Consider the following 12,641-nt stretch of genomic DNA (forward strand, 5'->3'; position numbering starts at 1 on the left):
TCCCGTTGAAAGGATGTGTAAAGTGCTGAAAGTAAGTGTAAGTAGCTATTACTATTGGTTCAAACTACCACTTGGAGTCCGACAACTTAAGACTCAACAGTTGCTAAATTCGGCAGGTTTATAATGAAAGTCAATGCCGCTATGGTAGTCCGCGTATTGCCGTTGACCTTAACAAATCGTGAGTAAAAGTATTTCGTAATCGAGTAGCCAGACTGATGCATAAAGCGAACATAAAGAGCATCATGTATAAAAAATACCGAGTGAAAACAACAGACTCAAATCATGATTGTCCAATAGCTAATAATCTGTTAAACAGGAACTTTTCGGCCGAAAAGCTTGGAAAGAAATGGGTGTCTGACATCACTTATATCCGAACTGGCAAAGGGTAGTTATACTTGACTGCTATTCTGGATTTAGCCGATGGAAAGGTGGCCGGTTGGGCCTTAAGTGATACGCTGAGCGCAGTGGATACCAGTATAGCGGCCTGGCAAATGGCCCTTAAAAATAGGCCATTAAATGGTGAACTACTTTTACACTGCGCCAGCAGCCCGGTCTGATCGGGGTGTTCAATATGCCTGCATCGAGTTTCGCGATCAATTTAAGGACTTACCCGTCTTGCCAAGTATGATGTGGCCGCCTTTAGATTATATAAACGAAAGTATGTTTTTTATATAATATCAAATTCCAATGTGTTTGTCACTAAAAAAGCCGCCCCAACTGGGACGGCTTTTTTTGCCAAGCATCTCTAAACCTTTAAAATTAACTATACTTCTAAGTTCTTTTCCTGCTTTGATTTGGCACCGTTGCCGTTGGCAGATGCTTTTCCATCTACTCCATTGACAACTGGCGCCAAAACGTGACGGTCTTTGCGGCCGAAACGGTCTTTCAAACGCTCAACGATATAATACATGGCAGGAACCATCACCAAGGTTAAGACGGTACTAAACGACAACCCGAAGATAATCGTGAACGCCAGCGAGCCCCAGAATACGGCACTGAATCCACCGATAAAAAACTGCGGGTCAAACTCCGTGAAGAGCGTCACAAAGTTGATATTCATTCCGATGGCAAGCGGCACCAGACCCAAGATACAGGCCGAGGCCGTCAGCAATACGGGCGTAAGACGCGCCGCTCCTGCTTCAATAAGCGCCTGACGTACAGACATTCCTCGTCCGCGTAACTCTTCGGTGAATTCAATCAACAGGATTCCGTTTTTGATTACGATACCCGCCAAGGCAAAAATACCCACACCCGTCATGATGATGGACATGGTTTTGCCCGTAATCATAAATCCTAACAATACCCCAATCAAGCTAAACAATACCGTAAAGAAAATAATGAACGGCTTGCTCATGGAGTTGAATTGCGTTACTAAAATCAAGAATATCAACAGGATAGCTCCTAAGAATGCCACGCTCAAAAACTGCATGGACTTCATTTGTTCTTCCTGCTCTCCGCCCAAGCGTACGTTGTAGCCCTGAGGAATCTCAATGCCATTAACTACTTCCTGAATTTGGGAGTTTACGTCGTTGGCGTTGAATCCGCCCAGTACGTCGGACGAAAGCGTTACTACGCGTTCTTGATTTTTACGATTAATGCCGCTGTAAGTGGTCGAGTAACGAATATTGGTCAACGTGCTCAATGGAACCTGACGCAATACTCCGCCGAGGTTCATGTCGCGGTACACGATGTTCATGCTCAACAACTTTTCAATCTGACCACGGTCGTTTTCTTTTAAACGTACCATGATGGGATAATCGTCTTTGTCGTCGCGGAATTTAGAGACTTCGGTTCCAAACAATGCCCCACGAATTTGCAGCGCGATTTGTGCCGTGCTGATGCCTTCACGAGCGGCTTGTTCGCGGTCGATATCAATCACGATTTCAGGTTTATTCAACACCAAGTCAGACTTCAGTTCTTCAATCCCAGGAACACCTGCTTTGATGATGGCATTTTTTACGTTGGCCGTCAAATTGACCAATTTATCAAAATCTTCACCCGCAATTTCAATCGTAACGGGTTTACCCGTTGGCGGACCGTTGCTTTCTGGCTCGGCCGTTACCTGCGCACCAGGAATTCCTTTTACGCGTTCACGTACTTTGGCCAAAATATCGGCGGTTGAGATTCCGTAATGAATACGTTCTTCCACACTTTTGAAAGCCACCGTGATTTTCCCTTTGTTGGGCACCACCGTACGGTCGGGGTTGAAAGGATCACCAGCATTGATACCAATGTTGGTAATCACCGAAGCCACAATCGGGCTGTTTTTGCCAATAACGCCATATACGCGGTCTTCGAGTGTTTTCATTACTTCGTTGGTCTTGGCGGCGTCTGTACCTTGCGGCATAACGCAATAAACATACACAAAGTCAGGATCTCCCGAAGGGAAAAAGACCGATTTGGGCTGAACAATGCCCGTCAGGATGATAGTGCCAACAAACATCGCAATCACTCCCGCAAACAGCACATACGGCCGAGCACCCGTAATGACCCACGAAATAAGTTTACGATAGCCGTTTTTCAGACGTGGAAACACATTTTCCTGAAAAGGAACAATGATGTGCGGGGTCAGAATATAATGGTTGAAAACGTACAAAATCGTAATCAGCGCGAATAGGTTACCGATACCAAAGTTGATAAAATAACCCACTACCGATAGCCCTATCAATACCAATAACGGCTTCAGGATAGAACGGAATGACTTGTCTTCGTTGGCGTGCTCTTCTACGCGTTTCAGCGATGAAGACGCAAATACTGGGTTCATGACGTAAGCCACAAACAACGACGCAAAAAGCGTGATGATAAGTGTCAGCGGTAAGAATTTCATGAATTCACCCACAATCCCCGGCCAAAACAAGAGCGGTAAGAATGGCGCAATCGTCGTCAGTGTTCCCGTCAATACAGGCACAAATACCTCACCCGCCGCAAATGAAATCGCTTGATTTCGACTGAGTTTCTTGTCGTCATTGTATACGCGGTGGGCGTTTTCGATGACGACAATGGCGTCATCCACCACAATCCCGAGGCCGAGTAAGAAAGCAAAAAGTACGATGGTGTTCAACGTAAACGTGATACCCGTAGCCGAAGCAATCACGGGGAACAGCACGAAAGCAACCAATGTAGAAAGCGGAACCGAAAGCCCCACAAAGATGGCATCCTGAACTCCCATGAAAAACATCAGGACTAATACCACGAAGATAAAGCCCAAGATTACGGTGTTCAACAGATCGTTCAACTCCACTTTGGTACGCTCAGAGCTATCGTTGGTCAGGCTTACTTTCAATCCTTCGGGGAACTTGGTATCCTCGTATTTTTTCAGAATGGTCTTAATCTCATCCGCCGCTGAAATCAAGTTTTCGCCCCCGCGCTTGATGACGTTGAGGGTAATTACCGTTTTTCCATCCAAACGCGCGTAGCTTTGTCTTTCGGCGAAACCGTCTTTTACTTCGGCGATTTCACTCAGTTTGAGTGTTGCGCCGGTCGACGAACGAATGATGATGTTGTTCAGTTGATTTACATCTTTAAACTCACCCACCACGCGGAGGTTGCGGCGTACATTGTCAACATTAAGCTCACCGCCCGATACGTTGATGTTTTCGCCCTGAATGGCGTTCTGAATTTCGAAGAATGAAACCCCCGCAGCCTGCATTTTGTACAGGTCGAGGTTGATTTGAATCTCGCGGTCGAGTGCCCCAACGATGTCTACGCGGGTGATTTCGGGCAGGGATTCTATTTCATCTTTCAACTGTTCGGCGTAATCTTTCAGTTTTTTCAACGAATAATTACCCGCCAAGTTGATGTTCATGATCGGAAACTCCGAGAAGTTTACCTCCTGCACCGAAGGGTCCTGCTTACGGTCGGTAGGCAGGTCGACCAGCGCTTTATCTACGGCGTCGGATACGCGCTGTTTGGCGGCTTGGGCCGTGATTCCCGTCGTAAATTCAACCGTGATGAGTGAAAAATCTTGAATCGAATTTGATTTAATTTTCGTCACCCCACTCGCGGCTTTCAATTGCTTTTCGATGGGTTTTGTGATAATCGTTTCAATGTCCGAAGGGCTGGCGCCGGGGTAAATCGTCGAAACGATGACCGTGGGCACGGCGATTTCGGGAAACTGCTCTTTGGGCATCGTGAAGTACACGAACAAACCCGCCAGTGAAATAATGGCCGTGAAGAGATATACCGTGGTCTTATTCTCTAAGCACCAACGGGTAATTGCAAAGTCTTTTAGGGTTGTCATAAGCGTATTAATAACTGATTACCTGTCCGTCTACCAAATCCTGATAACCTTCCGTTACAATCAAATCTCCCGCGCGGAGTCCTTCCGTGATTTCGATTTCGCCGTTGTAAGATACTCCCGTTTTAATCTTGCGCGACTTCGCTACTTTCTTGTTTCCTTCCATTTCTGCCACGTACACTACATCACCAAACTCAGTGCTTTGGATATAATTTTGCTTGATAACCAAGGCGTTGGATTTATTGATGTCGGCAATGTTCAGAATCGAAAGCATATTAGGCTTGATGTCGCTGGTGGTCGGAATGGTGGCCTCAATTTTGAATGTACGATTGGCTGGGTTGACCAATTTGCTGATAAACGTAACGCGGGCGTTGATTTCACGACCAATGTCGGGTAGATTTACTTTTACGGCATCGCCCATTTTGATGTTGCTCAAGTAGCTGTCGGGCACGTTGGCCGTTGCTTTCAGGCTGCCCAAGTTGACGATGCTCGCCAACGGCATTCCCGGCGCGGCAATTTCACCCGTTTTGACCATTACTCTTTCTACCGCTCCGCTGATGGGCGCGTATACGTTATAGAGGTCAATTTGCGTATTCAGTACCGCGAGGTTTTTCTCCAACGACTCTTTGTTGTTTTTTGCCTGCAAATACTGAATTTCCGTTCCGATTTTCTGATCCCAGAGGGCCTTTTGTTTATCATAAACGGTATTCACCAATTCCATTTGCTGTTTCAAGGCCGCGATTTGGTCACGCAGAATGGCATTGTCAATTTTAGCCAATAATTGCCCTGCTTTTACGGTTTGGCCTTCTTTTACGTAGACCGTGGTGTACGTACCAGCCATTCTTGGGGTAGCAGTAGCGGTGTTTTTGGTTTCGACCGTTCCCTGAATTTCAATGAAGCTTTTGAAACTGCGTGGTTCGAGCGTGGTGGTCACGACCGGCATCACCTTTTCGGCGGCTTTCATGGTTGGGTCAGCGGCTTTGAGTTCGGTTTCGAGCGCCGTGATTTTTTCCGTTAACGTTTTGGCATCGGCTTTGAGTTTGGCCAAGGCTTCTTTTTTCTCCGCTAACGTATTCGGTTTCTTTTCGCCTCCGCAGGCAGTTACGAATAAAGTGGCTGCTAATAAGAAAATGTATTGTGCTTTCATAAAATGTGTTGTTAGATTTCAGGTTGGATAGTGGACCGCGAGGTGAGCCTTGGTCCACTGCCCACTGTCTTAATAGTTTAATTTCCCTTTGGCTTTGTCCAAATCTACTTTTGCTAAAAGCAATTCGTAGAGTGAGGCAAAATAGTTGGTTTGAGATTCTTTCAGGGCCGATTCGGCATTGATTACTTCAATATTAGAGCCTGTTCCCGATTGGTATTTGATTTTAGACACCCGCACTACTTCCTGCGCCAAATCAAGGTTGCGCTTTTGGGTTTTGAGGGTTTCGAGGCCGTTGATGATGGTGATGTTGGCGCTACGAATCTGCAAATCAATGGATTGCTCCACCAAACTCAGGCTTTGCTTCACTTTATCGACCGTAAATTTGGCCTGTTGAATCTTGTATTTCTTGGCAAAACCGTCGAAAACGGGAATGTTGACACTCAAGCCGATGTTGGCGTTGTTGAACCACGGCGAACCCCAAACTTCCCCAAAACCATTTCTACCCGTGTTGTACCCGTAGCCCGCAAAAGCCGAAACGGTAGGATAATAACCTCTTTTGTTGTTCTCAACGTCCATTTCTGACAGTAGCAGGTTGCTTTTCAGAATAGAATAATCAACACGCTGGTCATACTTAAAGTCGTTGGCATCGCTGGCTTTTACTTCTGCCGCAATCTTTTCTACGTCTGTTTCGTTGATGCGGTCGGTCAGTTGGATGGCTTCGTCGAGTTTCATGCCCATCTGAAACTTGAGCATATAATAACTCAAATCCACCATGTTCTGCACCTTGGATCGTTCGGTTTTGAGATTGTTGAGCGATACTTCCAAACGGTCTACGTCCAGTTTTTCGACAAATCCTTTTTTGTTCATTTCCCCCATTTCGCGGGTGAGGCTATCCAGACGCTGAATGTTCAAATCCAGTAGTTTGGCGCGCTCTTCGGCCACCAATACGCCATAATACGCCTTCGAAACGCTTTCGGCAATCTGGATTTTAGATTGGGTTACGTTCTTAACGGCCAATTCCCGATACGCCTGCGCAGCTTTCAAACCCAATAACCATTGGGCGTTGAAAATCATTTGGTTGAGTTGCAGCGCCGCATTCCCCGAGTATTTTACGCCAAACTGAACGGGTACTGGAGGTGCGCCTTCTGGAGCTTGGGGGTCAAAAAAGATAGCTGGTAAAAAAACACGTTGGATGATGAGGTTGTCCATGAGGCTTAACGATGCACTCACTTGCGGTAAACCCACCGACCGAATTTCTCCAATCCGCGACTCCGCGCTTTGGGCGTCGGTTTGCGAATTCTTGACGTTGATGTTGTGCGTCACTCCGTATTGAATGGCCTCCTGAAGTGAATAACGCGTTTGGCTGTAGGTCGGAAAAAGCGGCAGTATGCATAGCACCAGCCATTTCCATTTGCGTTGAATTGATTGCATAGAGTGTGATTGAATGAATAGTTTGGTGGCCGTTTCCGACCGATACGAGTTAAAAAATGGGCTGTTAATAGGTACTTTTGGTGTTCAGCAGTGCTGATAGAGATATAGAGACGGAAAGTTGTGTTTTTGTGTATTCTTCATATAATTCAAGTCCTTCGGGGGTAACAATTCCTCGTAAGAAATGATCGAGTAATTCCAACTGAGTGTCCAACGGATTGAACTGTCCTACGGGGAAAATATAAGGGTCTAAGCCCATTTCAACCTGTTCGAGGCGTAATCTGGCAATGACTTCGGCGTTGACATTGGAGCGATACAACCCCATTTCAATGCCTTTTTTGATGTTTCTCCGAATCAAATCAAGCACAAACTCTTTTTTATACTGCGAAAACAAATCCCAAGCCTGCGGGTAATACTTCTTGATGTCAAAAATGGCCGATGGATTCAATCCCGACATGGTTTGTCGCATCATTTCGGCACCCATCACTGCCTCTGCAATTGGGTTGGGGGCTTCATTGTGGATTTTTTCGGCAATGAAGTGGTCGCATTCAAAATGGTGTTTTACCCCCGCACATACCATTGAATTTTTATCTTCAAAATGTTGGTAGATGGTCTTTTTTGAAATACCCAATTCACGGGCAATATCATCCATCGTAACACTTTTGACGCCGAACCTAAAAAATAGTTCCTGCGCTTTTTCAAGGATTCTTTCTCTCACTATGGTTTTTCACTTTTTAAAGATAGAAACTTTGGAAACTCTATAAAGGTTCATAGTTTCCAAAGTTTTTTATCAAATATTTTTGAGTTCCATGAGAGCGAAACAGGTATTTAAGGCGTTTTTTTTGTAATACAAATTAAATAGTCGGCACTGACAACCCTATGTCAGCAGGGTTGGAGAAAATGAAAATTAAATCGGAATGACTAGAGTATGTCCAATAATCCGTTCAATTTTGTATTATTTAAAGAATAAGTTTTATTAAAACGTATAGATGTCTATCGGCAGAATCTACCAATGGGAATGTAATGTTACGAGAAGGCAAAAGTAAAAACCCAACTCACACGTGGCTAGAAAAAAAGCGCGAAGTGGGTGAAAATGCTGACAAAAGGGAAGATTCAGGGGATAAAAAAAAGAGCAGCGTTTAAATTTCGTCGTTAAGGAAGTTTTCGGCTTTGATTTTGTTGTTTTCCTCTTCCACCAATCGGTTGATTTCCTTGATAACGTCAAAGAAGATGACCAATTTGTCGAGGGGAATTTGGTCACGCAGCATGGTATTGAAAGCTATCACGCCCTCGCGGGCCATTTCGCGTCTTCGTTTTCCCTCTTCGGTCAAAAAGACTTTTACAAAACGTTTGTCTACATCGTCGGTTTCGCGCCGAATCCAACCGCGCTCTTCGAGGGCTTTGAGCGTACGCGTGAGGCTGCGCGGCTCCATGCCGATAGACGGCCCAATGCGGGTGGCTGGGGTGCCGTTTTCCATGTCGATATTCAGCAATACATACCCAATCGCCATCGTCATACCATACCGCCGAGAGGCGTAAGTATTGTACATCCTGGAAATGGCGTGCCAAGCCCATTTGATGTGAAAGTCGACGGTTTTTTCCTTGCGCATTACCTGTTGATTTGATGTCATTTGTAAAACTTCCCAAGTTTTGGAAGAATCCATCTGCCAAAGTCGGGAAGTTTAATATCAGTGTCAGATAGGCAAAGATATACGTTAAAATTGATTATGGTATGTCAGCATACCACATTATTGAACAGACATTTTGAATTTTACCAAATAAAAACGGACGACTCTGCCGATAAGCAGCCCGCCAATCAGGCCGGGCATAATCCAAGTAGCAATATAAATCCCTGCGGGGGCATCAGGAAAAACGTAACGTATATTCACCAGCGCAAAGGCCGTGAAGGTAGCGATGTACGAGCCGCCCATGCGCTCAATGTGGACAAACAACCACTCCCGATTGCCGTATTTGGCGGCGTGAGGAAGGAGGTATTTCTTGAAATCGTAACGGGCATTAGAGCCGCTGAAAATCCCGAAAACTAAAAATAATACCCCGATGGATTCAAATTGGCCCTTCATCAACAACGTAGAGAGGTGATACACGCCATACACAATCATGGCTACGGAGGTAGCCACCATCAATCCCGATATACCCCAATCGTACCACCTCACGGACTCTTCGTCGCGTTGTTGGAGCGAACGCCGCCCCGTAAAGCACAAATAGAAGCTGAAAACTGCAATGCCTGTTAAGAACAAACGCCCGTCGGTAAGGGGAGAAATGAGCACCAAGCCAACCGCCGAAATGGCCACGAAGACCATTGACCAATAATAAATAAGGCCTGTTTTGTTGTGTAAACGGCTCCCTTTTTTGGATAACATAGGAACAAGCCCCACGGCAAGGGCCAGAAATCCGATGGCAACGTGGGTGATGATAAAAAATGTTTTCATGGCAGTTTTATGTTTGATTGAAGGATGGTTTAAGGCCGAACAACGAAACAAATATCTGCGGAAGCCCTTGGGCAAACAGCTCTTTTCCGACGGAGTAACCATCGAAGGGAGTGAAGCGAAGGAAGACAAGGGCAAACGGAAATGTCTAAAGGTACAGGGCGGCGAAGTCGCGGCAGGCCGCGCTGAGTTTTTGAATGTCGTCGGGCGTATGCCAAGCACTCAATACGACGCGGGTATTGGCTTTGTCGGTGGGTTTGGGGTAAGAAAAACTGTAGATAAAGATGCCGCGTTCCAATAAAAAAGGGTACAACTCGTCGCGCCCGCTGTAAAAAACGGGGTAATTGTCCGTAAAACTCAACAAGTTTAAGTCCCGAATGGAATCGGTAAATTGGCGGATATTGGCCTGTAAGCGCTCATAAGCGTCTTGATAAATGGTCTCGGCTTGGACGTATGCGTAAAGATGGTCGGGGGCTACGGGCGAACAGCCCCCAAAGTAGGCGGAATAACGGATACGGTGCAGGCTCGCGGGGTCCGAAAAAATAACGCCACCGGGCAATCCCATGGCTTTAGCTAGCGAAGCCGTGACAATCAAACGCACGTTTTTTCTTTTAGGAATACGTTCCCAAACGCCACGGCCTCCAGTGCCCGTTACGCCCAAACCGTGTGAATCATCCACCAATAAAACTACTTCGCGGTCTTCAGGAATAGATTTAATCCATTCAAAATCGTATAGTTTTCCGCGAAGCGCATCGACGGAGTTGGTGACGAGGGCTATTTGGTGACGGTTCGCCGCGCGATTCGTAGTGTGGAGGGTTGTGAGGGTATTCTCAATCCAGTGTTCAAATGTTTCCTTGGCAATATCCACTTGGGGCAGGTGCCAAACCGCAGGATGGACATCGGGCGAATAACTAAATTCGTAACCTTCGAGCATCAGTTGCCGAATGGCCGCCTGTCCCGCCAACATCCCTGATGATAGCGTGAGTGCGGCATCAGCACCCGCCCAAGAAGCTAGTTTTTGTTCCGCCTGTTGGTAAATAGTCAGTTGTAAATTGCCGTTACGAGAGCTACCGTACACACTTCCGTACTGATGCAAACCTTCCTGAATAAGGTCTTGAAAAGCGGGATTGTGCGGTAGCCCCAAATAGGCCGTGCCGCTAAAATACAGGTATTCTTGGCCGTCAATATCGATACTGCGACCGGGTAAATGGGCTATCTGGTGGAAATGGGTGGGGGTTGGCAAGGGATAAAAAGATTAAAACCGAAAAGCTGAAAAATGTAAAACCGAAAAACATTAAACCGAAAAACTGAAAAAAGTAAAACCGTAAAGTCGGGAATTTTAAAACTGAAAAGATAAAAATGGAATAATTCTTAAATCCTAAACTCGTCCTTCGAATCGGGCAATTTTTTTGTTCAAACATACAGAGAATCTTTCAATTTATGCCTTCTGTCATAAGCCCAATAGGAAGGAATAACGGGTTTCATGCTTTCACCCCAAAATCAGGGCAAAAGAACTTTTCAATTATACATTTTTTGTAGCATCTTTGAAAAATGAAATCATCCACCAATCCCATAGATTATAAAATAGATAGGAAAATGAGCAAAACGCTGCACGACCGTCGCGGTTTTTTAAAGAAAAGTGCCTTGACAACGTTGGCAGGGCTAGTGGGAACCGAAATCGTTTTTGCCGAAAATATGCCCCAAAATCACGTTCCGCTGGCATTTGATGAGGGAATGGCGGGCAAGCATCCCGATATGATCGTGCTGAGTGATAAGCCTTGGAACGTTGAAACGCCACCTCATTTGTTGGATGATGCGGTGACGCCCATTGAACGTATGTTTATCCGTAACAACGGCCTCGCACCCGAAGAAAAGATTGACCCCAAAACTTGGAGCCTGACCATCAAAGGTGAGTCGGTCAAAGCCCCGAAAACGTATAGCCTGAGCGAGCTGAAAACCAAATTCAAGACCTACACCTATCAGCTGGTGCTCGAATGTGGCGGCAACGGGCGCTCCGGATTTGTACCCCAAACCTCTGGCAATCAGTGGGACCAAGGCGCGGTAAGCTGCGCCGAATGGACGGGTGTGCGCCTGAAAGATATCCTCAACGATGTGGGCCTGAAAGACGATGCCGTCTATATCGGGTATTACGGCAAAGACTTACATCCCAGCCGTGACGCAAGCAAGGTGGTGATTTCGCGTGGCGTGCCCATCAAAAAAGCCTTGGAAGACGAAACCCTCGTGGCTTGGGCGGTCAACGGACAAGACCTGCCGCTGATGCACGGCTTTCCGCTGCGATTGGTCATTGGCGGCTGGCCGGCTTCGGTATCGGGTAAGTGGCTGCATACGATTGCGATTCGCAACAAAGAGCACGACGGAGCCAAAATGGACGGACAGAGTTACCGCGTACCGCGTCAGCCGATTTCGCCGGGGGAAAAACTGGCCGAGACCCCCGAAAACTTCCGCATCATTGAGTCCATGCCCGTCAAATCGCTGATAACATATCCTAAATCAGGCGCTATGCTCGACTTGGGCAAAACCCTTTCGCTGCGCGGCCACGCATGGGCGGGCGATGTTGGCATCAAGGAAGTGCAAGTTTCTGTGGATTACGGGGCTACTTGGCAAAAAGCCAACGTGCAGCCTCCCAAAAACCGCTTGGCGTGGCAGCGTTGGTCGGCGCAGATTCAGCTTCCCAAAAAGGGCTATTATGAAGTATGGGCCCGCGCCACAGATGCCAACGGGGTAGCACAGCCGATGGTGATTCCTGCCTGGAATCCTGGAGGATACCTCAACAACGCCTGCCATCGAATTGCCGTAAAAGCGGTTTAGTTAACCGAAAAATGTAAAACAGAAAAATGTAAAATGAAAAAGTAATGATAAAAGGTGTTCTATATTCGTACCTCGTAATTCGCTCATTCATTACTTGAATTATTCGTCATTCGTCAATATGATAAAGAACCTATTGTTAGTAATCTGCGCCGTTGGCCTGTTTGTGGCGGCGATGCAGCGGGAACATACATACGGTGTAAACCCCTCCTCGACGCAAGGATTGGCCGACAGCGTAGATGCCGAAACGGGCTTGGCGCTCGACCCTAACTTTACGATTGTGAAAGCCCAATGCACGGGTTGCCACTCGCCGAAGTTGATCTTACAGCACCGCTTCACCCGCGACGAATGGTTGAGCAAAATTCGCTGGATGCAGCGCAATCATAAGCTGTGGGATTTGGGCGAAACTGAAAAAACGGTACTGGATTATCTTGCCAAGCATTACGCCCCCAATCAAGCGGCCTACTCGCGTAGGGAGGCGTTGCGCAATGTGAAGTGGTATAAATTGGAGAAATAAAGCGTTGATTTGCAGGTGTTATTGCAACGGTAGGTGATA

At 46.5% G+C, this 12,641-nt stretch carries 9 protein-coding genes; 2 read left to right on the plus strand and 7 right to left on the minus strand.

The features are described 5' to 3' along the window. Positions 1-763: 763 nt before the first annotated feature. From DVG78_RS04180 to DVG78_RS04210, 7 genes are all read right to left on the minus strand, one after another. Positions 764-4,240, minus strand: a complete 3,477-nt coding sequence (locus tag DVG78_RS04180; RefSeq protein ID WP_114459805.1) for an efflux RND transporter permease subunit — start codon at positions 4,238-4,240, stop codon at positions 764-766. A gap of 7 nt (positions 4,241-4,247) precedes the next feature. Next, positions 4,248-5,384, minus strand: coding sequence for an efflux RND transporter periplasmic adaptor subunit (locus tag DVG78_RS04185; protein WP_114459806.1), 1,137 nt, complete (start codon positions 5,382-5,384; stop codon positions 4,248-4,250). Between the two features lie 69 nt (positions 5,385-5,453). After that, entirely contained in the window at positions 5,454-6,815 is a 1,362-nt protein-coding gene (locus DVG78_RS04190; RefSeq protein WP_114459807.1) for a TolC family protein, read from the minus strand. A 64-nt stretch (positions 6,816-6,879) separates the two neighbouring features. Then, positions 6,880-7,530: a TetR/AcrR family transcriptional regulator gene (locus tag DVG78_RS04195; protein ID WP_114459808.1), complete on the minus strand. Its 651-nt coding sequence runs from the start codon at positions 7,528-7,530 to the stop codon at positions 6,880-6,882. Between the two features lie 421 nt (positions 7,531-7,951). Next, positions 7,952-8,422, minus strand: coding sequence for a MarR family winged helix-turn-helix transcriptional regulator (locus tag DVG78_RS04200; protein ID WP_114070280.1), 471 nt, complete (start codon positions 8,420-8,422; stop codon positions 7,952-7,954). Between the two features lie 138 nt (positions 8,423-8,560). Further along, positions 8,561-9,262 (minus strand): DUF2306 domain-containing protein, encoded by a 702-nt coding sequence (locus DVG78_RS04205; protein ID WP_114460036.1) that lies wholly within the window; start codon positions 9,260-9,262, stop codon positions 8,561-8,563. Between the two features lie 145 nt (positions 9,263-9,407). Continuing rightward, positions 9,408-10,502, minus strand: a complete 1,095-nt coding sequence (locus tag DVG78_RS04210) for an aminotransferase class I/II-fold pyridoxal phosphate-dependent enzyme (RefSeq protein WP_114459809.1) — start codon at positions 10,500-10,502, stop codon at positions 9,408-9,410. A gap of 353 nt (positions 10,503-10,855) precedes the next feature. Here DVG78_RS04210 and DVG78_RS04215 point away from each other — a divergent pair, with 353 nt between their 5' ends. Further along, positions 10,856-12,088 carry a sulfite oxidase gene (locus DVG78_RS04215; RefSeq protein ID WP_114460037.1) on the plus strand — a complete coding sequence of 411 codons (1,233 nt, stop codon included), beginning with the start codon at positions 10,856-10,858 and terminating at the stop codon, positions 12,086-12,088. Positions 12,089-12,206: 118 nt separating this feature from the next. Beyond that, positions 12,207-12,602 (plus strand): hypothetical protein, encoded by a 396-nt coding sequence (locus DVG78_RS04220; protein WP_114459810.1) that lies wholly within the window; start codon positions 12,207-12,209, stop codon positions 12,600-12,602. The last annotated feature ends 39 nt before the right edge of the window (positions 12,603-12,641 follow it).

This window comes from Runella aurantiaca, assembly GCF_003339505.1.
GTDB classification, from domain to species: Bacteria; Bacteroidota; Bacteroidia; order Cytophagales; family Spirosomataceae; genus Runella; species Runella aurantiaca.